Source organism: Actinomyces sp. HPA0247 (assembly GCA_000411415.1).
In the GTDB taxonomy this organism is placed as follows: Bacteria; Actinomycetota; Actinomycetes; order Actinomycetales; family Actinomycetaceae; genus Pauljensenia.
On record KE150450.1, the window covers coordinates 965,888 to 988,737 of the forward strand.

The window sequence follows — 22,850 nt, forward strand, 5'->3', positions numbered from 1 at the left end:
GAGAGAAGAATTGGAGCCTCCAGTGAGCGATCCCCTGAACCCGACCCCTGCGGATAATTACGCCCCCTACGCGCCGAACGACTCGGGTAGTGGTTCCTACGCTCCTTCGCAGGGCGGCTACGCGCCCGCAACCCAGGAACAGCAGTCCTACGCGCCGAACGGCTCTGGCGACGCGTCGTACGCTCCTTCGCAGGACGGCTACGCTGCCTCCGCTCAGGGCCAGCAGCCTCAGTTTGGCCAGCCCGGAGCAGATCAGTACGCGCAGTACGGCCAGCCCGGAGCAGACCAGTACGCCCAGCAGCCTCAGTTCGGCCAGCCCGGAGCAGATCAGTACGCGCAGTACGGCCAGGGAGCCCAGGCCTCGTACGGCCAGCCCCAGCAGGCCTATGGTCAGCCGACATACGGTCAGCCCGTGTACGGCCAGCCGATGTACCCCTCGCCCGCATCCGCGCAGTTCGACAGTTTGCGTACCCAAGCGATCATCGCGATCGTTGTGTCAGTGATCAGCTGGTTCGTCTTGTGGTTCCTCGTGTCGATCCCGTCGGTGATCTGGTCCTTCATCATCGACTCCAACGCCAAGAATCAGGGCGCGCCGCAGAACATCCTGAGCTTGACGAAGGCCGCGAAGATCGTCTCGATCGTCATGGTGTCCATCCAGGCCTTCTTCTTCATTCTCGGGGTTATCGTCGCTATCCTCGACTGACGCCACCGTGAGAGTCGCTCGACAGTGCTGACTCCTCACACACGGGAGCCTGTAGGAACGGTGATGCCGTTCCTGCAGGCTCCGCCTGTATTCTTGAGGGTATGACTCCCCGATACGAAGCACCCTCGCGCTCGACGTCCGGAAGCGACGCTGACCTCCTCGACCAGCTGCGATACGCGGACGGACGCCCCTACGGCTTCTACAAGAACGCCCTCGGTGCCTGGGATTACGGGGACTTCACCCTCGCGATCGATCACGTGCAGGCCGACCCCTACGCCCCGCCCTCGTCCCTGCGCGCCTGGTCCACGCCCGAGGCCATGGGACTGCCCGAGGCCGCCCTGGCCTCGTCCGACGCGCGCCTGGCCGCCGCCGACTTTATTGCCCGCTCCTTCGACGAGGCTATCCGCGCCCGCGGCACGCGCGACGTGTCGATTGCCCGCGCTGGCGCCCTCATCCTCCAGCGCTCCTACGCGACCGTCCTGCCCGACCGCGTCGAGGTGCGCTTCCAGGTCAAGCTCCCCGCGCGAGGCCGCACGATCCTCGGCAAGACCGCCGCCCGCCTCTTCGACGTGGATGTGCCCAACATCGTCATGGACTGCTTCGACTTCGTGTCCGAGGACCCGGACACGACCCGCAAGCGCTCCCGTCTCCTCGGCCACGTCGCCGCCTACGAGGACTACCGCGCCCTCCAGGGGATCCTCGAGGAGCGCGGCTGGGTGTCCTTCGTCGCCGACGAGGCCCTGCTGGCGCGCCGATCCGGCATCTCCGAAACGCCCCTGACCGGTGACGGCGTCGTTGCCTTTTCCGCCCCCGAGTCCCTGCGCGCCACCGTCACCCTGCCGCACGCCGGCGAGGTGAGTGGCATGGCGATCCCCCCGGGCCTGACCCTCATCGTGGGCGGCGGCTACCACGGCAAGTCGACTCTCCTCGAGGCCATCGCCCAGGGCGTGTACGCGCACATCCCCGGCGACGGCCGCGAACTCGTCGCCACCGACCCCACCGCCACGAAGGTGCGTGCCGCCGACGGGCGAGCCGTCACCGGCGTCGATATCTCACCGTTTATCACCCACCTGCCCGGCGGCGCCGACACCACGTCGTTTTCCACCGAGAACGCCTCCGGCTCCACCTCGCAGGCCGCCTCCATCATCGAATCCCTCGAGCTGGGTGCGCGCACCCTCCTCATCGACGAGGACACCTCCGCGACCAACCTCCTCATCCGCGACACACGCATGCGCGACCTCGTCGCCGCCGAGAAGGAACCCATCACACCCCTCGTTGACCGCGTCACCTCCCTCACCGAGGCCGGGGTCTCCCTCATCATGGTCGTCGGCGGCTCCGGCGCGTTCCTCGACGCGGCCGACCGGGTCCTCATGATGGACAACTACCACTGCCTCGACGTCACCTCCCGCGCGCGCTCAGTCGTGGCCGACCTGCCGCGCCCCCGCACCGATGCCCCCACCAGCTGGGAGGCGGCACCCCGCGTGCCCGCCGCGAAGGCCCGCGTGGACCGCCCGCGCACCAAGGCCTCGGGCACGACCGTGCTGACCATCGACCGATCGACCGTCGACATTTCCGACGTCGCCGCAGTCGTCGACCCCGGGCAGGCCGAGGCCATCGCCTGGTGCGTGCGCGGCGTCCTCGAAGAGATGGCCGGCAAACAGTCCATGCCCGACCTCATGGCCAAGCTCGGACGGCGCCTCGCCTCCGAAGGCCTGGATGCCGTCTGCAAGTTCGGCGCCCGCTCCTACCCAGCGTTCCTGGCGCGCCCGCGCCTCATCGACGTGGGCGCTGCCATCAACCGCTACCGCGGACTGTCCCTGCGCGAGCCGCGCGGCGAGGTCTCAGAGTCGTAGTCGTTCTTGGCTGCCTGCTGGGCCGGGTTGCTTGTGGCCCCGCTGGTGTTCCAGGCGCCGGAGGCCCCGGCCGCTGTGTGTGCCGGTGGGCGGCGGCCCGCCCGCGAGCCGTCCGCGCTGCGAGCTTCGCTCGGCGCGTCGTCTCGAAGCCCGGCCAGGCCCCGCCACCGCCCACCGGCACCGCAGCCAGGCCAACGTGGCTATCGTGCACCCAGCAATTTCGCATGCAATTCCCCTGTGACTATTTCAGGATTTGAATTGGCATCGTTGGAATTGCAACGTTTCTGGGCTTTGTTGAAAGTTCATGCAATCGAATTGCATGCGAAATTTCTGGTAGGTATCTGCGTCCTCACTCATGGGCGGTGCGGTCCGGACCAACAATCCCGCGAGCACATAACACGGGAGCTACGGCGGTCGGCCCCGAGGAACACCATGGGGCCACCCCCGAGACGACCCCGGGTGGTCTCGGGGATCAATCAGGGGAAACCTCCGTAGCGGTGACCCACGCCGCAGGCGCACGATGGATGCATGAACACGAACACAACAATTGCGCAGGCCCCCGCGGCCGCACCGGCCCCGGCCTCGTCCATCGTCCGACTCCAGGGCGTCTCCAAAATCTACGGAAGCGGCGACGCACAGGTGCGCGCCCTCGACGACGTGAGCGTCGGCTTCGGCGCCGGTGAATTCACCGCCATCATGGGCCCCTCCGGCTCCGGCAAGTCCACGATGATGCACATCCTCGCCGGCCTCGACGCCCCCACCTCCGGACACGTCTTCGTCGAAGACACCGACATCACCGCTCTGAAAGACACCGCGCTCACCAAGCTGCGCCGCGACCGCATCGGCTTCGTGTTCCAGTCCTTCAACCTGGTGCCCACCCTGGACGCGCGCGCCAACATCCTCCTGCCCATGCGCCTGGCTGGGGCCACCCCCGAGAAGGAATGGTTCGACCTCATCGTCACCTCCCTGGGCATCGCGGACCGCCTGAGCCACCGCCCCTCCGAGATGTCCGGCGGCCAGCAGCAGCGCGTCGCCGTCGCCCGCGCCCTCATGAGCCGCCCTGCCGTCATCGTCGCGGACGAGCCCACCGGCAACCTCGACTCCCACTCCACCGGCGAGGTCATGGACCTGCTGCGCCGCGCGGTCGACGAACTCGGACAGAGCGTCATCATGGTCACCCACGACACCGCCACCGCCGCCTACGCGGACCGCGTCCTCGTGTGCCGAGACGGGCGCATCGTTTCCGACCTGCGCGACATCACCGCCGACAACCTGACCGCGGCGCTGCGCTGAACGCGCGCCCACACCCCAAGGCTCATCTCATGTCTGCAACAAACTCCCTCCTGAGTGCCAACCTGCGCTCCCACGGCCGCCGCTACATCTCCACCGGCCTAGCCGTCGCCATCTCCACGGCCTTCATCGTCATCACCCTCATCGTCATGACGGCGATGACCTCGGGCCTGACCTCCAGCGTCTACAGCCAGTACCGAGGCGGCACGATCGTCGTCTCCCAAAACGACGACGCGCCCGAAGGCGCCATTGAGAGCGCTGAAAAGACCCTGAGCGCAACCAGTGGCGTCACCGCCATCAAGCACATGGCCCAGTGGCCCGCCGACGCCCAGACCGACGCGACGCGCGCCGGCCTCTACGTCTCGCCGCTGGCCCCCAAGCCCTTCGCGGACCTCGACCTGAGCGCCGGAACCGCCCCTACCGCCGACGACCAGATCACCATCCCGGAGCATACGGCCTTGACCCTCTCGCTGAAGGTCGGCGACACCGTCCGCGTGCGCGCCGGATTCACCGAGGGCGACTACCGCACCCTCACCGTCGTCGGCACCACCCGCTCGAACACCATCAGCATGGGCGTGCCCGCCAGCTACGTGACCGACGGCGGCTTCTCCGCGATCTTCGGGACGACCGCCTCCGGGAAGTTCATCGTCGCCACCAGCGCAGCGGATACGGACAGCAACGCAAACCCTCCCAGCGCCACCCAGGACGAATGGGTGGCAACAGCAAACTCCGCTTTGAGTGGCGTCTCGGGCGTGACCGTGACCAGCGTGCACAAGGCAATCCAGGACGACCTCAACCAGGCGCGCCTGGGAGCGTCCATGACGATGGGCATCATGCTGATCTTCCCGGCGATCGCGGCGCTCGTGGCCTCTATCGTCGTCTCCTCGACATTCCGCGTCGTTCTCACGCAGCGCACCCGCGAACTGGCGCTGCTGCGCACGCTGGGAGCAACCAGGCGACAGGTCCGCTCGCTCGTGACTCGCGAGGCCCTCGCGATCGGAGCGATCTCATCCGCGATTGGCGTCGCGCTCGGCTGGCTGATTGGCGCGCTCGCGGAGGCGGGAACCGGCCTGGCCTCTAGCGTCGTTGCGGCGCTGGCGGGTGCCTCCGTCTGGCAGCTGGGCCTCACGTGGCTGGGCGCCACCCTGTTCACGACCCTGGTTGGAGTCTTCCCGGCCCGCGCGGCCTCCCGCGTCGCTCCCGTCGCCGCCCTCGCCCCCGTGAACGAGGCCGGGGCCGCCGCCCGAAAGAAGCACACCGTCCGCTTCATCATCGGCGCGCTCATCGCGGTGGCCGGATGCGCCTCCGTGGCCCTTGCGTGGCGCTCGGACAGCGGTGGCACGAAGTTCCTCGGTGCTTTCGGCGGGTCGCTCTTGGCCCTCCTCGGCGCGCTGCTCGTCGCTTCCGTGCTGCTGCCCGCCCTCACCCGGGCGTTCGGCTCGGCCTTCCCCGGCACCCTGTCCGCCATGGCCCGCGAGAACACGATGCGCAACCCCGGCCGCACCTCCGCGACCGGCACCGCGATCATCATCGGCGTGACCCTCGTCGTCACCATCATCGTCGGCGCCGCCTCCGTGCGCACCACCCTCACCAACGCCGTGAACGACGCCCGCCCCTTCGACCTCATGGCCACCTCCACGACCGGGGCGCTCACCGACGACCAGCAGGCCGCCATCGCGGCCACCGACGGCGTCGCCGCCACCGTCGCCCAGTACGCCGCCCCCGGCACCCTGACGACCACCTCGGGCGCGCCCGCCTACGCCCCCACCGAGGGAGCCGGGTCGGAGGACGAGGCCCAGGCCTCGTCGGTCATGATCACCGGAGAACCCGACTACACGGGCGTCACCCACTCGACCGTCAAGCAGATGGGTGATGACCAGGTGCGCGTCGGCGACGAGGCCCTGGCCGGGCAGACGCTGCGCCTGTGCGCCGAGTCGTGCGTGGACCTGAGCGCCACCTACGACAAGAACGGCAGCACTGGATCCGCCCAGGTTTCCGAGAAGACCCTGCGATCCATCGCGACGTCGCTCGAGCGTCAGGCAATCATCATCAAGATGGCCGACGGGGCCGACGCCGAGACCGTCCAGGCCGCGCTGCTCAAGGACTCGCACCTGAGTGTCAACGGCTCCGCGCTGGAGCGCCAGATGTACACGAAGATCATCGACCGGCTGATGCTCGTCCTCGTCGGACTGCTCGGCGTGTCCGTCCTGGTGTCCCTCGTGGGCGTGGCCAACACGCTGTCCCTGTCGGTCGCCGAACGCACCCGCGAGAACGGGCTGCTGCGGGCCCTCGGCCTGACGCGACGCCAGATGAAGAGCCTCCTCGCCCTCGAGGCGCTGTTCCTGTCGCTGACCGGCGCGCTCATCGGTGTCGGCATGGGCGTCGCCTTCGGGTGGGTCGGCGTCATGAGCCTGCCGGTTGAGGGGGCCACTCCCGTGCTGAGCGTGCCGTGGCTGCAGCTGGTCGGCGTGTGCGTCGTGGCCATCGTGTCCGCGCTGATCGCGTCGTGGCTGCCCGGCCGCCGGGCCGCCAAGGTCAGCCCCTCCGAGGCGCTGGCGACGGAGTGAGTGCTGGTTGATTGACTGCGGTTGATTAACCGCGGTTGAAAGACCGGGTGTTGATGACGGGTGGGGTGCCGCGAGGCACCCCACCCGTTGGTTTGTGTTGCTGGTGGCCCCACGGGTGTTCCGGGCGCCGTCGGGCCCGGCCGCCCGCGAGATCGCCACACGCGAGCTTCGCTCGGAGTGGTCGATCTCGAAGCCCGCCCTAGCCCTCCGGACCCTCCGGCACCCTCCACACCAGTGGTGCCCGGTCGCTGTTGTCTGGTTCGGCGCGTCGCCTCGAAGCCCGGCCAGGCCCTGCCACCGCCTACGGGCACCGCAGCCAGGCCCCTCTGTCATCCAGCAATTTCGCATGCAATTCCCCTGAGTGTATTTCAAGTATTGAAATCTAATCGTTGATATTCTGCGGTTTTTGAGCGCGCGTTGATTCGTGTCGTGGGGGAATTGCATGCGAAATTTGCTTGGGCTGGGTGTTGCTGTCGTTTGTGGATACCGCGGCCGGGCCCCGCCGCCCACGGGCACCGCAGCCTGGCCCTCCGGGCTCGCCGGTGCCCTCCACACCAGTGGGGCCCGGTCGCTGATGGGTAGTGCACTGGAGGGCCTACGTCTGCACGCGCGAAAAAGTTCTCCCTGCGTCCCTGTTAGATCGTGAAAGCGCGAAAAAGTTCGCCCCGCGCGCTCAAAATGGCCCAAATTCGGCGTTTTTATGCATGCTGGGCGAACTTTTTCGCGGAAGAGCCGCCGGAGGGGCCGTGCCGGGCGAGTTTTGTCGCGGAAGAGCCGCCGGAGGGGCCGTGCCGGGCGAGTTTTTTCGCGGAAGAGCCGCCGGAGGGGCCGTGCCGGGCGAGTTTTTTCGCGGAAGAGCCGCCGGAGGGGCGGTGTTGGGCGAACTTTTTCGCGCCAAGCGGCCCTGCGCCGGTCTTGGAGGCGACGCGGCGCACTTCAGGTTGGTGGCGATGGGGGGTTTTGCACTACACGAAGCCTTCTTGCGGCGTGTCGCCGGCGTGTCGGACCCCCGTGTAGTGCAATTCCCCCCGACTGGCGGCGGCGCGGACGCGAGTCGAAGGGGGTGTGGCCGCCAAAGTGCAGACCTATTGGGCGAAAATCGCTGAAAATGTCCTGTTTTGGCTGAATGGGTCTGCACTTTGGCGGAATTGGCGGGTGTGGACGCATCGATTGCGCTATTCGGCGCTGCGGGCGAGGCGGATGCGAGTCGGATCTGGCAGCTGGGCCCCACTACTGGCAGCCTTAACCCGCTAATGCGCAGCTAAACCCTATTGGTGGCACGGTGGGCAGCCCGCCCAGGCCACCACCCATCGGGTTAACGTGCGCATGAAAGGGCCCAGGCCGCCACCTATCGGGTTAACGTGCGCGATCAGTAATTTCGCACGTAATTCCCCTGTGATTACTTCAAACATTGAATTCGTGCCGTTGGAATTGCAACGTTTTTGGGTGGTCTCAAAAAATGACCGAGGGAAATTACGTGCGAAATTTGTTCGGCTGGGTGCTGCTGTCGTCTGCAGGCACCGCGGCTAGGCCCCGCCACCGGCCACGGCTAGGCACCGCGGCTAGGCCCCGCCACCGGCCGCGACCATACCCCGCGACCATACCCCGCGGCCACGCTCAGCGCCGCAGTCAGGCCCCGCAGGCCTCAGCACTCCACGACGTTGACGGCCAGGCCGCCCTCCGAGGTCTCCTTGTACTTCGAGAGCATGTCGTTGCCCGTCTGGCGCATCGTCTCGATGACCACGTCCAGGCTCACCGTGTGGCGGCCGTCGCCCCACAGGGCCATGCGCGCCGCGTTGATCGCCTTGACGGCCGCGATCGCGTTGCGCTCGATGCACGGCACCTGCACGAGGCCCGCCACCGGGTCGCACGTCAGGCCCAGCGAGTGTTCCATCGCGATCTCTGCCGCGTTTTCCACCTGCTGCGGGGTGCCGCCGAGGGCCTGCGCCAGTCCGGCGGCCGCCATCGCCGAGGCCGACCCGACCTCGCCCTGGCAGCCAACCTCCGCGCCAGCGATGGACGCGTTCGTCTTAATGAGGGCGCCGATAGCGGTCGCCGCCAGCAGGAAATCGTGCACGAGGGCGCGGCGGCGGGCCGCGCACGCCTCGGGCGACGTGGGATCATCCGAGCAATCCTCCGAGGAGTCCGCCGTCATACGAATATGCGCCAGCGGGGTCACCGCGCCGTCCTCCGTCGCAGGGCCCGCCGCCACGCCGGGCGTCGACCCCGTCTCCGGGCAGTGAGTCACCAGGTAGCCGAGGACCGCGGGGATCACGCCGGCCGCGCCGTTCGTCGGTGCGGTGACGACGCGGTGTCCGGCCGCGTTCTCCTCGTTCACGGCCAGGGCGAAGAGGTTCACCCAGTCCATCGCACGCATCGGATCGGCAACCGTCGACACCCAGGCGCGAGCAGCAGGGTAGTGGGCACCCGCCGCGGGAGATGCGCCCGAGGGGGCCCCGGCCTCGTCCGTGGAAACATGGGTGCCCGTCAGGCGCTCCGCGAGCTTGCCGGCGAGCGCGCGGGCGCGGCGCGGCACATCCAAGCCACCCGGCAGGATACCCGCCGCCGACGTGCCTGCGTCCACGCAGTCGAACATCGTGTCGGCGATGCGATCCAAGTACGCGTTGACGGTTTCGTGGGGGCGTACCGCCTCCTCGTTCGTGCGCACGAGGTCCGCGATGCTCAGGCCGGACGCGTCACACGCGGCGAGCAGCTGCGCGCCCGACGCGAACGGGTGCGGTGCGGGAACGTCGATGCCGACGCCCGCCTGGCTCGTCGCGAGCGAGGACACCTCCGGGTTTTGCGGGTCGTCATTCGTCTGAATCATGACGAAGCCGCCGCCCACCGAATAATAGGTGCGCTCCAGGATGGTGGCGCCGTCCTCGTCGGAAGCCGTGATCGTCAGCGCGTTCACGTGATAGGGCAGGACCGTGCGCGGCACGAAACGCACGTCCTCGGCGATGTTGAGGGGGACCTGCGTGCCGCTCGGCAGCGTCAACATACTCGACGAGGCCAGGGCCGGCAGGATGGACTCCACCGTCTCGATGTCCACCGTCTCCGGGTCGTAGCCCGCCAGGCCGAGGAGGACCGCGCGGTCCGTCGAGTGCCCTCGGCCCGTCGCACCCAGCGACCCGAACAGGTCAATCGTGATGTGCGAGGGCGGCTTCAGCGTCGTCAGCTCCGTCGTGAACGCGAGCCCCGCGCGCATCGGACCCACCGTGTGCGACGAGGACGGCCCGATACCGATGCGGAACATGTCGAAGACCGACAGCGGGTGCGGCGCATCGTGTGCGGCCACCTCGCCCGAGACGATAGCTGCGGGCGTGGGGCGCGACGGGTCGTACGTCGTGACAGATGTGCCGAGGGCGACGGGGCGAAGATCCATGGGGACTATTGTGCAGTAGTCGCCGTGGGGGCTGCCTGTTGTGGGTGGTGCCCGCCGCGCGGCCAGCTGTTCCTGTGTGTCTGCTCTGTGCGCTCGTGGGCGGCGGCCCGCCCGCGAGATCGCCACACGCGAGCTTCGCTCGGAGTGGTCGATCTCGAGGCCCGCCCTGGCCCTGCCGCCGCCCACGAGCGCCGCAGTCACACTCCTATTGCCCCGCAGGCCCTGCGGCGGCTTTCAATCGGGCGTGCCTGTCGTTCGCGTGTTACCGCCCTGGCCCTGCCGCCCATGCGCGCAGCAGTTTCGCACGTAATTCCCGTGAGGATGTTTCAGGTTTTGAAATCGGATCGTTGATATTCCGCGGTTTTCGCGCTGTCGATGAATGAAGCCCTGGGGGAATTACGTGCGACTTTGATAAGGGGACGGCGGGGTGTGGTCGGCTGGGCCCTGCCGACCACGCGCGCAGCAGTTTCGCATGCAATTCCCCTGAGAATGTTTCAAGTTTTGAAGTCGGATCGTTGATATTCCGCGGTTTTTAAGCGTGCGCCGATTCGTGCCGTGGGGGAATTGCATGCGACTTTGGGGCGGTGATGGTGCGGGAGCGCGTGGTGCAGGGGCGTGATGCGGGGGTGTGATGCGGGGGTGTGATGCGGGGGTGTGATGCGGGGGTGTGGTGGGGTGTGTGGCGCGGGCGGGGTGTGGTGGGGTGTGTAGCGTGGGGTGTGGCGTGGGGCATGTGGTGCGTGGGCGTGCCGGTGGCGCGCCGACGCGTGTGGATAGAAGTTCGAGGGTGGGTGACAGGGCGGTTTCCCTTGTAGTACTTGACGCTTGGCGGGTGACAGTGCTGTGAAAATAGGACCTTCGGTTGGTTGTCGTGGATGTGTCAAGTGCAGTCAAGTTCCACAGTTTGATTTGTTACCATCCGTTAAAAAAGCAAAAAATAGGTCACATGAGACAGTTTCATAGACTGATACCAATAGGTAAAACCGCTTTATCCTGCGGAAATGTCGCTTGACTATTTTTCTGTAAGGTAGCCCACTTTGAGAGTTGGACAAATTGGGTTGCATTTTTCAGTAACCGCGTCGTAGTCTGGAAGCCATCAAGGTTGTGGAAAAACCTCTCGGGACATCCCCCCGAGTACGACACAGCGAAGCAAGAGTCTTCAAGGAGAGCGATTAATGGCAACGAGTCGAGCGCGCGCAGGCCACGCGCGGACCCAGCGAGCAGGAGTCGCGTCCCGCGCCCTGGCCGCCCTGGCCGTCGTGGCAACTGCCGCCAGCACGCTGGTCGTCTCCCAGGTCGCCGCCCCCCAGGCCGCTCAGGCCGCCCAGGAGCCCGCCGCCACCGGCATCGAGGTTGGTCAGGTCTACGCCAAGATGGGAAAGGGCGTCACCAATGACACGGCGACGTCGACGACCCCTGCGTACAACAACTTCATCCGCTACGGCATCGTGACGGGCATGTCGAGGAACCGTATCAAGAGCGATAACAACATGCTCGGTACGTGGCTCGGCGGCAACTACGCTGGAGCGAATGACGCGTGGACCTACATCGCCCGTGGCGCCCCGTGGAAGTGGGATGACCAGACGAACAACACTGGCACCGGTGATACGCAGGCTTCCAAGGACTGGATGCAGCAGCACTACGACCTGTGGAAGAACGGTGGAGATAAGACGATCTGGGTGGATGGCCAGTCGGCCATCGGCTTCAAGCCGAACAATCCGGGCACCGTTCAGCCGGGCGAGACCTTCCTGATCGGCGAGATCCGCCACAACAACCTGCCCATCCAGGGTATGAGCCCGGTGCAGCACTTCCTGCACTCGTCGCTGTGGCTGCAGTTCCTCAACCTGTTCCCCAACGATCAGGGCGAGGAGTACCCCTTCGTCAACGAGGAAACCTCGAACACCCTGGCCACCACGATCCTCTACCGCAAGGGTGGCGCCTACGTGAAGACGGCGGGCGAGCCCGGCACGGGAACCTGCTCCTCTGACTTTGGTCTTAACGGCTGGCCTGCAAACCAGCAGATCGAGGGCCAGTGGCCTCGCGATTGGGTCCTTAAGGGTGGTAAGTACGGTACCCCCGGTTACACACCTTCCGGTTCTTTCATTGGCCCTGCCTATGAGCCGGACCCGGTCAACGCGGCCGACCGCTCGCAGGGCTACCAGAACAAGTCTGAGAGCTCGTCCGGACGCATGTACTGCGTCAAGTACGTGGGTGAGGGCAACGGTGACTACGACCTGTACAGCCAGTACTACAACGCTGGCGCGGGTCAGCCCTACAGCACGCTGAACCCGAACAAGCCTGAGATTCTGCCGCGTACGTGGCCCGGCGCCAAGGGCAACGTCAATCAGTCGCCCTACGTGGCCGACACGATCAAGCTGAATAAGACGGTTTCTACTCGTACGTTCGAAAAGAACGGTCGCACCTACCGCCTGAGCATTTGGGGCTTCGTCCCGAATGGATCGACGCTGGTTACCTCGGACAACATCAACAACGTTCCGTCGGCGACCTGTCCGACGAGCGTTCCTGAGAACACCCCGCGTACGAACACCTTTGTCGCAGAGGAACTCTCGGTGAACTTTGGCTGCCTCTACGGCGTCATCACCGAGGAGCGCTCCGTGCGCATCGCGAAGGCCGTCGAGGACCCGTCGGGTGCCAACCCGACGATCCCCGCCGCCAACTTCGCGGTGACCACGGGCGACACGTGGGCGGACAATACCGACCGCACGCCGGCGACCACCGGCACGGTGACCGTCACGAAGCCCACGGCTTCCTCCGCTCCCGCCAAGGCCTCGTACATCTCCGCAGCCGACCCGGCCGCGACGCTGACCCCCACCGCCTTCGGTGAGGACCAGGCGAAGTACGACTCGACCTTCATCCCCTTCGAGGTCGGCAACTCCGACTTCACCATCACGGAGAAGGACATCTCGACCGGCGGCGAGGACAAGTGGAACCTCAAGGACATCAAGTGCGTCAACGGCATCGGTGAAGACGTCGCCGTGACCAAGACCGAGCGCGGCGTCAACTTCAAGAACGTCGGCGGCGCAGCGTCCAACGAGGCAGCCCCCATCACCTGTACGTTCGTGAACGAATACCAGGCCCCCAAGCTGCGCGTCCAGAAGACCATCGAGAACAACGGCGGCGCGAATGGCGCCACCACCTTCAGCGTGGACTACAAGATCGTCGCCACCAACGACGGCTCGCTGGCCGCCAACACCGGCAAGCTCACCGACAAGCCCGACTTCGCCAAGGGCCTGGAAATCCAGTCCGCGAAGATCGCCGAAACGAAGGCAGGCCTGGACTCTGCGTCCAACGCCACCGCCACGAACGGCGTCTACACGCTGACCGACGGCGTCGAGCTCGCTGCCGGGGCCACCAAGGAATACTGGATCCGCTTCTCGGTGACCCGCAACCCCGCGGCCGCCGGATACTCGGAAGCCGACCTGGCCTGCTCCATCAACGGAAACGGCGTCCCGGCCGCTGGCAAGGGCCTCTTTAACGAGGTCCTGGCTGAGAACGGCAAGGACACCGACGGCACGGACAACAACAAGGCCTGCGGTCCCACCGTCCCCCACGACTTCGTGGTGGTGAAGGCCGGCACGCAGAACACGGGCACCACCTTCGCTGACGCCTCGAACCAGTACATCGGTCCGAACAACGCGGCCATGTACCCCCTGAAGGGCGCCGAGTTCGCGATCTACAACGCCAACCCGAACACCGACGCGAACGCCACCGTGGTCAAGACCCTGACCCAGGCGACCGCCACGGACGGCTACTACTGGTCCGTCAGCGACCTGAACCTCGACACCGCCTACTGGTTGGTCGAGACCAAGGCCCCCGCTGGACACTCGCTCCTGCCCCAGCCCCTCGAGTTCAAGCTGACGTCCCGAGCCACCGGCTCCGGAACGACCGTTGAGCTTGCGGCTGACGCAAACGACGCGGCCAAGTGGGCCAAGAGCGCTGTCCAGGCGTTCTCTTCCGAGGCCACCGGCACCTCCGGCCCCCAGGGCTTCATGGTCGCCGGAACCCGCAAGGCCACCATCGTTGTCAAGGACACCGAGGTTGGCGAGCTGCCCAAGGCCGGCAGCACCGGAATCTACCCCTACATTGGCGTCGCAGCGGCGCTGATGAGCGGGGCGATGGTGATGACCGTGGTCACCACCAAGAGGCGCAAGGCTAACGCCTGAGCCACCCATGCGGTCCCGTGACCACGAGACCCACCATCAAGAAAAACTCCCGAAATCACACACACAGGAGAAAGAAAACCCATGAGCACCACGAAGACCCGCCGCAGCCTGAGCCTGCTCGCAGCCTTCGCCGTCGCCGCTGGCGCGCTGGCCCTGCCCGCCGCCACCTCCGCGACCCAGGCTGCCCCCGCCTTCGGCCTCGCCGCCACCGTCACGCGCGCGCCGTCGCTCGTCGACCTCGACACCTCCAAGACCGGTTCGATCACCATCCACAAGCTGGTCAAGGACGCCACCAACGGCACCACCGAAGGCAACGGCCTCGTGGACGCCACCGCCACCGGCACGCCGCTGGACGGAGCCGAGTTCACCGTTGAGCGCCTGACCAACGTCGACCTCACCACGCAGGCCGGCTGGGAGAAGCTCGCCGGCTACAACGGCAACGTTGACACCGCGAAGGCTGACGGCACCGACGCTGCCATCACGAAGACCACCGCCGGCGGCGGCCTGGCCACCTTCGACAGCCTCCCCCTCGGCGCTTACGTCGTGACCGAGACCAAGACCCCCGCGGGCTACGTCGGCTCCAAGCCCTTCATCATCACGGTGCCCATGACGCACCCGACCGACCTCAACAAGTGGGTCTACGACGTCCACGCCTACCCGAAGAACTCTAAGGCTGGCATCGACAAGACGGTCAAGGACGATACCACCCCGGCCATCGGCTCCGAGATCTCCTACACCATCAAGTCCGACGTGCCCGCCGCTGAGGCCCTCGACTACTACGACGTCGTCGACCAGTACGACAAGCGCGTTGAGCTGCCCGAGGCGAACGTCGCCCTGAAGCTCATCAACGGTAAGACCGGCGAGGTCGCCCTCGTCAAGGACACCGACTACAAGCTGATCTCGGCTGACGGCACCGACGGCAAGACCAAGTTCTGGACCGCCGAGTTCACCGCTGCGGGCCGCCAGAAGCTGCTCGACAACCGCAAGGACGACACCACCAAGGTCCAGATGGACCTGTCCGGCACCGTCAAGGACAAGGTGGAGTCCGACGGCCTGTTCAAGAACAAGGCCATCCTGCTCCCCAACGCCCCCTCCAACGGCTGGACCCCCAACTCGGGCACCGTTCCCCCGCCGGACTACCCGAACTCCGAGGTCGTCTCCAAGTTCGGCAAGGTGAAGATCACCAAGGTTTCCGCCAAGGATCCCGCCACCAAGCTGAAGGGCGCTGAGTTCGAGGTCTACAAGTGCACGCCTCAGGCCACCCCGACTGCGAACTTCGAGTCCGTCGACGCGACCCTCGATGAGAAGCTGAGCCCCGCCGGCACCACGACCTACACGACCGACGACAACGGCGAGGTCACCATCGACGGCCTGCGCAACAACGACTGGGAGAACAACGAGGCCGTCACCAACCCCGGCTACTACTGCCTCGTTGAGACCAAGGCCCCCGAAGGCTTCGAGCTCCAGACCCGCCCGATCGCCTTCCAGGTCCTGCAGACCAACTCCACCGAGGACAACACCTACACCCTCGCGACGACCGTCAAGGACGTCCCGCACAACGGTGGCTTCAACCTGCCGCTGACCGGTGCTGCCGGTGTCGGCGTCCTGATCGGTGCTGGCGCCCTCCTCGTGGGCGGCTCCGGTGCGATCGCGCTGGCCAACAAGCGCCGCAAGGAGCAGGCCGACGCCTGATCCTCGCTAGCTAGCGACACACAGGGGGGTGTGGACCCGCGGGTCCACACCCCCCTCGCGTTGCCCGCACACCGCCCCCAAGCGGTACTACCCTGTAACCAGACAAACTTCCACGGCCTCGGCAATGAACGGAGAAAGCGTGAGCACCCAAGCGCCCGACAAGAAGAAGACACCCCTCAAGTGGCGTCTCCTGACGATCGCGCCGCCGATCCTGCTACTCGCCGGCATCCTGGTCCTCCTGTACCCCGTCTTCGCGACCCAGTACAACAACCAGCGCCAGGAACGCATCGCCTCCGAATTCAGCGCCGTCGCCGAGCAGGCCGGCCCCGACGCCGTCGCCGAGTCCCTGCGCCGCGCCGACGAATATAACCTCAAGGCCTCCGAGTCGCCGATCCTCGACCCCTGGCTGGACGCCCAGCGCCCCGGCACCGCTCAGTACCAGGACTACCTGAGCCAGCTCAACCTCAACGACGTCATGGCGACCATCAAGATCCCCTCGATCGACGTCAACCTGCCGATCTACCACGGCACCGACACCGCGACCCTCGACAAGGGCATCGGCCACCTCTTCGGCACCGCCCTGCCCGTCGGCGGCGAATCCACGCACACCGTCCTCACCGGCCACACCGGCCTGGGTAACGCGACCATGTTCGACCAGCTGACCAGTGTCAAGATGGGCGACTACTTCTACATCGAGACCGCCGGGCGCCACCTGAAGTACCAGGTCACCGACATTCGCGTCGTCCTGCCCCACGAGACCGAGTCCCTCAACAAGGTCGAGGGTAAGGACCTCGCCACCCTCATCACCTGTACCCCCTACGGTGTCAACACGCACCGCCTCCTCGTGACCGGCGAGCGCGTCCCCATGGACGAGGCTGCCGTGGCCGCCGAAGCCGCGCAGGTCAAGGGCTCCGTCATGAAGCCGTGGATGATCGCGGTCCTCGCGTCCGTCGTCGTCATTCTCGCCGTCGCCGGCATCCTCTGGCTGCGCTCGCGCAAGCGCAAGGACGAGGAGCCGCAGGCGCTCGAGGGTGCCGCCGCCGCTGGCACGCTCGCTTCCGCTGAGTCCGGGGACGAGGCCGGGGCTGAGTCCGGCGCTGCCGCTGAGCCCGGCGCGCCTGCTTCCACTGATCCTGCGGCCACAGAGCCCGCGTCTGGCGCTTCCGGCGCCGCTGGCGCTGGCCCTGCTGCCGCTGGCGCTGCGCCCGCCACCCCCGATCTGTTGGCCTCCGCCGAGCAGATCTCCGAGGCGGAGATCGACGCGGGCCGGACCGCCGCCCTGAAGAAGATGCTCGAGGAGCGCGGCAAGCAGTAACCGCCCTCCTTGCGTGGCCGCGAGCGGCCACCCGATACGCGCAAGCGCGCGGGCCTGAGCGAGCAAGCTCACCCGCGCGCTCGCGCGTATCTACGCTAGAGTCGGTGAGTAACTGTCAAACACTCTGGAGGGCTCGTGGAGCACCACCCCTGCGGCGCCCGCTCCCGCCGCGCCACGGACGCGCAGACCGAACCCCGGCCTCGTCGCGCCGTCGCGCGCACACTGTCCGCCCTCCTCTTCGTGACCACCGCGGCCCTGGCCGGCCTCGTCGCCCCCGAGCGCGCTGACGCCGACGCAACACTGGAAACACCCGGTGGCGGCACTGTCCCCGTTACCTCATCGAGTGGGCGCCTTGGAGCGGCCGTCATCAACGGCTCGGCCACGGACCGCACGACGAACGTCCCCGATAACGCCTACGTGGGAACCGTGCGCGGCGCGGGCCCCTATGATGCGGCCGACCCAGCCCAGTCCTCGGCCCCCTTCCAGGCCGGAGTCGCCCAGCCGATGCTGGACGCGAGCGTCGCGGCCGGGGACTACTGGACCTACATCGCGCGCGGCCTGCCCGCCGCCAACCCCGTGAGTACCGGCGTCATCTCGCCGCAGGACACCAACGCCCTGGGATACAAGCCGAACAACCCCGGTAACGTCCCCATCGGCCAGCCCTTCCTGCTGGGGACCGTGCGGCACAACAACTTTCAGGTGCTGTCGGCCAACAAGTGGGTGCACTCGACGATCGACGTCAATATCGGCGGTATCGAGGACTCCTTCCCCTTCGACCAGGAGGAGACCGAGGACGATACCGACACCACCGCCGCCCTGAGTGACGAGGGCGCCTACATGCTCGCCTCGCGCGCCAGCGGGCCGACCTCGTGCCCCGCGAACGCGCCCTACGCCGCCCTCAACCGCGACGCCGGCTCGGGCGTCTGGTACTGCTACCGCCACGTCGGCAAGGGCCGAGGCAACCGCGACATCTACACGAACAACCCGGCTGCCTACCCGGACGCCGCGGGCGCGCCCGACCAGAGCCCCAACTCCGACGACGTGCTAACGATCTCGCGGACCACCTCGAACAAGACCGTGATGATCGACGGCATCCCGTACCGCCTCGTCCTCTCCGGCTTCACGCCCAGCGCTGACGGCGCCTGCCCGGCGATGCTGCCCGAAGGCGTCACCCCCGTCTCCACCTTCAGCTCGAAGGAAAACAAGAGCTCCTACGGGTGCTTGTACGCCACCTTCAGCCAGGAGCGCTACATTCGCATCGCGAAGACTGTCACCCCGCAGTCCGAGGCGATCGGCGGCACAATCCCCTCCTTCAACTTCACGACGCTGGGCATCGGCGACTTCGTATCGCCCACGGGCGAACCCCTCGCCACCGATCAGAATGCCTCTGGTTTCGTCGACTGGTCCTCCTTCGAGGACAGCCCCCTGACCCCCACGGGCTACGGCAAGGACGGCACCGTGACCTCGGGATACCAGGCCTTCATCCCCGGCTACTCCCAGTTCGTCATCGCCGAGACTGGCCCACGCATCCCCGGACGCCGCCCCCTGCGCTTCGGTGAACCCGGCTACTTCGGCCCGTGGAAGGTCTCCGACGACCCGAACTCGGCTCGCTGGGAGCTCACCGACATTACGTGCGTGAATGGCATCGGCGAGGCCGTCAACGTCACGCGCGACCCCGACACGGGCGGCGTTGATTTCTCCCAGGTCGCCCCGGCCTCGTCCCCCGCCGCCGTGCCCATCACCTGCAACTTCACGATCCAGCAGCAGGCCCCCAAGCTGCGCATCGACAAGGCCGTGGAGAGTGTTGAGGGCGCCTCGGGCGACACGATCACCGTCACTTACCGCGTGACCGCCACGAATGACGGCACGATCGCGGGCACGACCGGTCGCCTCGTCGACACCCCGGCCTTCGCGCCCGGCCTCACCCTGCGCTCCGCCACGATCGCCACCTCTCTCGATGGCCTGCGCAGCGCACGCGCGCAAAACCGCGCCGCCACCTACGTCCTCACCCAGGGCACCACCGTCGAACCCGGGGCGTCTGCGACCTGGTTCATCCGCATGACCGTCGCCCGCGATAAGGCCGCTCGTGGGTACAGTGAGGCTGCCCTCGAGTGCGTCCCCTCGCGCGGGCGCCTCACCCCCAAGCGCGGCCTCTACAACTCCGTCGCCGGCCCCTACGACCACGATGGTGCCGCCAACAACGAGGCCTGCGCGCCCGCCCGCCCGCGCACCATCCGCATCGAAAAGGCAGGCACCCAGCCCGTCGGTACTCCCAACGAGGACGGCACCTACCCGCTTGAGGGCGCCGCCTTCGCGATCTACGACAACGAGGCCCTGACCGGCACCCCCGTCTCCGTCTCCGACGGCGAATCGCAGTTCGTCACCGCGCCCCTCGAGACCGGCAAGACCTACTGGCTCGTCGAAACCCGCGCCCCCGCCGGACACGTCCTCCTGCCCCGCGCCGTGCCCTTCCACATCGAGGTGGGCACCGACGCCTCGGCCTCCACGGTGATCACCACCGAATTCGGCGCCGACGAGGGCTTCACCTCCGTGCGCGTCATCCCCGCCGCGGGCGCCGGTGCCGCCGCGCTGCCCGCCATCCGCGTCGTCGACACCCAGGTCGGCGTCCTGCCCAACTCCGGCTCGGCGGGCAACTACCCCTACCTCGGCCTCGGCGCCGCCCTCTTCGGCCTCGCCGGCGCGTGCGCGTGGGCGCGCCGCACCGCCTGATTCGCGCGAGGCCGGGGCGTGTGGGCGCGCCGACCACCGCAGCTGTGGCGCTCCCCGCCGTCCTGCCCCCGCGCGAGGCGAGCGCGACCGGGGCGGGCCTCGTCCCCTACGATGGGACCTATGAACCTCAGCTTCCCCGAGCGCATCCGCGTCGACGCCGTCATCCAAGCCGCCATGGACATGGAGGCCGCGCCCCTCCTGCACGAGCTCGCGCCCATCGGGGACGACGAGACGCCCCAGGCCATCCTCGCGGGCACCCACAAGACCCAGCGCTTCGTGCTCGGCATCCTCGAAGGACGCACCGTCCTGGTCGTCACCTCCGGCATCGGCCTGGCCAACGCCGCATCCGCGACTGCGCGCGCCCTCACCCTCGTCGAAGCCCCCATCGTCATCGCGGCCGGCACCACCGGCGGACTCGCCCGCGACATCAACGTCGGCGACATCGCCGCCGGCACCCGCGCCATCTACGGGCAGGCCGACGCGACCGCCTTCGGCTACGCCATGGGCCAGGTCCCCCAGATGCCCGTCGACTACACCACCTCCGAAGCCGCCGAAGAACGCCTGCCCATCCTGCGCGGCCTCATCGAGCACCCCGTCCGCCGCGGGCGCATCGTCTCCTCCGACTCCTTCTGCACCGAGGCCAACGTCGGCCCCATGCGCGAGCGCTTCCCCGACGCCATCGGCACCGACATGGAAACCTGCGCCATGGCCCAGGTCTGCTGGTCCTCCGACGTCGACTGGATCTCGCTGCGAGCCGTCTCCGACCTGTGCGGCCCCACCGCCGATCAGGCCTTCCACATGGATGGTGCCCGCGCCGCCGCCCACAGCGCCCAGGCCGTGCGCGCCTACCTGACGCTGCTCTGAGGCTCGCGGGCTCGCGGGTTCTGCGCGCCTGCGTGTGTGTGCGCACGTGCGCGCGGACCAGCCTGCCGCCTGACCCTGCGCCCGCCGGAGCCCGCCCCGGCCTCGTACCCGCCCCCACCCCCGAACGAACGGAAACGATCATGACCCGCCCCGCCCGCGTCCTCATGGTGTGCACCGGCAATATCTGCCGCTCCACGATGGCTCACGCGATCCTCGAACAGGCCGCCGCGCGCGCCGGCGTGGACGTCGTCGTCGATAGCGCCGGCGTGTCCGACGAAGAGCAGGGAAACCCGATCGACCGCCGCGCCGCCCGCGTGCTGCGCGACGCCGGGTACATCGTGCCCGACCACCGCGCGCGTCAGATCCGCACCGGGGAGCTGGGGGAGTGGGACCTCGTGCTGGCCATGACCTCGCGCCATCTGAGTGTCCTGGAGCGCCTCGCCGATCGGGCAGGCATCGAGCACGAGGGCGCGCCTGCGTCTGCCGCCGACCTGCTCTCCGTCGATGCCCCGCGCATCTGCCTGTACCGCGACCTCGACCCCGAGGGCAGCGGCGACGTGCCCGACCCGTGGTACGGCGGGCATCAGGACTTCCTGGATACCCTCGAGGTCATTGAGCGGGTCACCCCGGTCATTGTTGATCTGGTGCGCTGACGGGCGCGGCTTCTTAACTGGCGGGCACGGCGTGCTGGCGGGCATGGCGCGCTGACGGGCACGGCGCCTCGGCACGTTCCGCGCGCTGACTGGCCTGGTCGGTGCGCTGTCCTGACTGATTTCTGGATAGCCTCTTCAATTTCGCATGCAATTCCCTCTGAGGTACCATTCGGGACCTCGCGAAAACCGCATGATTTCAACGATCTGATTTCAAATGTTGAAAGAGGAGTGGGGGAATTGCATGCGAAATTAGTGTTAAGGGTGATAGCTAGAGCGGGTGATAGCTAGGCAGGTATCCGCGCAGGATGTCAAGGAAGCCAGCGTTCTTCACTGCGGCCTGCGCGTCTTCCGTTCCGGTGTCGGGGACGAGGCGAAGGAGGGCCTCCACCGATACCGGGACCTCTCGCGCAAAGTCGCCATTCATGACGTCGTCATAGGTGAATCGAAGGACCACGTATCCGCGCCTGAGAAGTTCTCGATCCCGCTTGAGGTCCTTCTCGCGCTGCTCTTTCGATGAATGGAAGGCCCACCCATCCACCTCGATGACGATGAAGCCGAGGATGATCATGTCGACCTCGCCGACTCCTTCGATCCAGACCCCGACCTGCGGTGTCAGCCCCATGTCAATGAGCTGCAAGCGGGCAACAGTTTCGAGGATTGAGCGGGCGCGTTCCGACGAGAGGGAAAGCGCTTCTCTGAGGTGAGGCAGTCGGCTGCCGGTTGGAGGGATAGCGAGCGTCGAGACGTCGTAGAGGCCACGATTGCGCGCAGCGTCGAGCATCGGGAGAGACACCTTCAGCGGCATGCAGACGAGCACTCGCTCCAAGACTGTCCCGATGCTCGCTACATGTGTTCGTTCTTCTTCTTCGCTCAGGACCGGCTCCCAGTGGACGCATACATCGTCGAAACGGCGGAGCTTTGAGAAGTGCATTCCGCGGCTGTGTCTGACCGACAAATGAGTCCGCTGTGGGAGTTCCCCAGTGGCGACTGGTAAGTCATAGAACTTCGCCGCACTCACGCACGACAGGCACGCGTTGTATATGAAAGCGCGTACCTGATCGAGAGTGAAGCTGTTCTTGTCATAGATCCAGCCTCGGTAGTGACTGATACCAGCTGGCAACATTGAAGGAGTGAGCTCTGCGTGGCGCAGGCTCGATAGTTTGGTGATTCCGTGCCGTTTACGTAGCTCTTCGTTGAGGTCCATGCACAGATCATGCTACTTTGCGGCGCTTTATGTGAGCTGTTTGAAAAATCTGTGGATAACTAAGAAATTTCGCATGCAATTCCTTCCTGGGGTCTTTGGCGAACCTCGAGAAAACCGCATGATTTCAACGATCTGACTTCAAATCTTGAAAGAAGTGTGGGGGAATTGCATGCGACATTGTGGGGTAATTGAGGGTGTGGGGGAGGTGGGGGCACGAGGCTCGGGTCGGGTTACGAGGCCTGGGTGCGCGAGGCCGGGGTGCAGTTCGAGAACGCCGCGTTGTCAAACGCGTTCTGCCAATGGGACGAGCTTGTTTGTTGCCCGTGTCACGGATTACGGTGAGATTGCTGGCATGTCGGTCAGCCGCTGCACGGTCTGCGGTGAGCGGCCAAGCTTCACAGACGATGACA

12 protein-coding genes are annotated in these 22,850 nt (G+C 66.8%); 10 read left to right on the top strand and 2 right to left on the bottom strand.

The genetic code is table 11. The features are described from left to right. Window positions 1-22 precede the first annotated feature (22 nt). The 4 genes from HMPREF1478_RS03940 to HMPREF1478_RS03955 all read left to right on the top strand — a co-directional run bounded on the left by HMPREF1478_RS03940 (window position 23) and on the right by HMPREF1478_RS03955 (window position 6,413). Complete coding sequence (locus HMPREF1478_RS03940) at window positions 23-703, top strand: hypothetical protein (protein ID WP_016460793.1); 681 nt, start codon at window positions 23-25, stop codon at window positions 701-703. 101 nt (window positions 704-804) lie between these two features. Beyond that, window positions 805-2,556 (top strand): ABC-ATPase domain-containing protein, encoded by a 1,752-nt coding sequence (locus HMPREF1478_RS03945; RefSeq protein WP_016460794.1) that lies wholly within the window; start codon window positions 805-807, stop codon window positions 2,554-2,556. A 528-nt stretch (window positions 2,557-3,084) separates the two neighbouring features. Beyond that, window positions 3,085-3,849: an ABC transporter ATP-binding protein gene (locus HMPREF1478_RS03950; RefSeq protein WP_016460795.1), complete on the top strand. Its 765-nt coding sequence runs from the start codon at window positions 3,085-3,087 to the stop codon at window positions 3,847-3,849. A 29-nt stretch (window positions 3,850-3,878) separates the two neighbouring features. Then, window positions 3,879-6,413 carry an FtsX-like permease family protein gene (locus tag HMPREF1478_RS03955; protein WP_016460796.1) on the top strand — a complete coding sequence of 845 codons (2,535 nt, stop codon included), beginning with the start codon at window positions 3,879-3,881 and terminating at the stop codon, window positions 6,411-6,413. 1,645 nt (window positions 6,414-8,058) lie between these two features. Here HMPREF1478_RS03955 and HMPREF1478_RS03960 read toward each other — a convergent pair. Next, window positions 8,059-9,798: an L-serine ammonia-lyase, iron-sulfur-dependent, subunit alpha gene (locus HMPREF1478_RS03960; protein WP_016460797.1), complete on the bottom strand. Its 1,740-nt coding sequence runs from the start codon at window positions 9,796-9,798 to the stop codon at window positions 8,059-8,061. A 1,175-nt stretch (window positions 9,799-10,973) separates the two neighbouring features. Between HMPREF1478_RS03960 and HMPREF1478_RS03965 the strand changes: the two genes are divergently transcribed. The 6 genes from HMPREF1478_RS03965 to HMPREF1478_RS03990 all read left to right on the top strand — a co-directional run bounded on the left by HMPREF1478_RS03965 (window position 10,974) and on the right by HMPREF1478_RS03990 (window position 21,236). Continuing rightward, window positions 10,974-13,982 (top strand): SpaA isopeptide-forming pilin-related protein, encoded by a 3,009-nt coding sequence (locus HMPREF1478_RS03965; protein ID WP_016460798.1) that lies wholly within the window; start codon window positions 10,974-10,976, stop codon window positions 13,980-13,982. A gap of 81 nt (window positions 13,983-14,063) precedes the next feature. Beyond that, window positions 14,064-15,674, top strand: a complete 1,611-nt coding sequence (locus HMPREF1478_RS03970) for a SpaH/EbpB family LPXTG-anchored major pilin (protein ID WP_016460799.1) — start codon at window positions 14,064-14,066, stop codon at window positions 15,672-15,674. Between the two features lie 139 nt (window positions 15,675-15,813). Then, window positions 15,814-16,989 carry a class C sortase gene (locus HMPREF1478_RS03975; protein WP_016460800.1) on the top strand — a complete coding sequence of 392 codons (1,176 nt, stop codon included), beginning with the start codon at window positions 15,814-15,816 and terminating at the stop codon, window positions 16,987-16,989. Between the two features lie 135 nt (window positions 16,990-17,124). Beyond that, window positions 17,125-19,719 carry a SpaA isopeptide-forming pilin-related protein gene (locus HMPREF1478_RS03980; protein ID WP_016460801.1) on the top strand — a complete coding sequence of 865 codons (2,595 nt, stop codon included), beginning with the start codon at window positions 17,125-17,127 and terminating at the stop codon, window positions 19,717-19,719. 120 nt (window positions 19,720-19,839) lie between these two features. After that, window positions 19,840-20,583, top strand: coding sequence for a 5'-methylthioadenosine/S-adenosylhomocysteine nucleosidase (gene mtnN, locus HMPREF1478_RS03985; protein WP_016460802.1), 744 nt, complete (start codon window positions 19,840-19,842; stop codon window positions 20,581-20,583). Between the two features lie 140 nt (window positions 20,584-20,723). Then, entirely contained in the window at window positions 20,724-21,236 is a 513-nt protein-coding gene (locus HMPREF1478_RS03990; protein WP_016460803.1) for a low molecular weight protein-tyrosine-phosphatase, read from the top strand. 268 nt (window positions 21,237-21,504) lie between these two features. On the opposite strand, the gene HMPREF1478_RS03995 is transcribed toward HMPREF1478_RS03990, so the two are convergent. After that, a complete protein-coding gene (locus HMPREF1478_RS03995) occupies window positions 21,505-22,440 on the bottom strand; it encodes an endonuclease domain-containing protein (protein WP_016460804.1) in 936 nt (311 codons plus the stop codon). Window positions 22,441-22,850 lie beyond the last annotated feature (410 nt).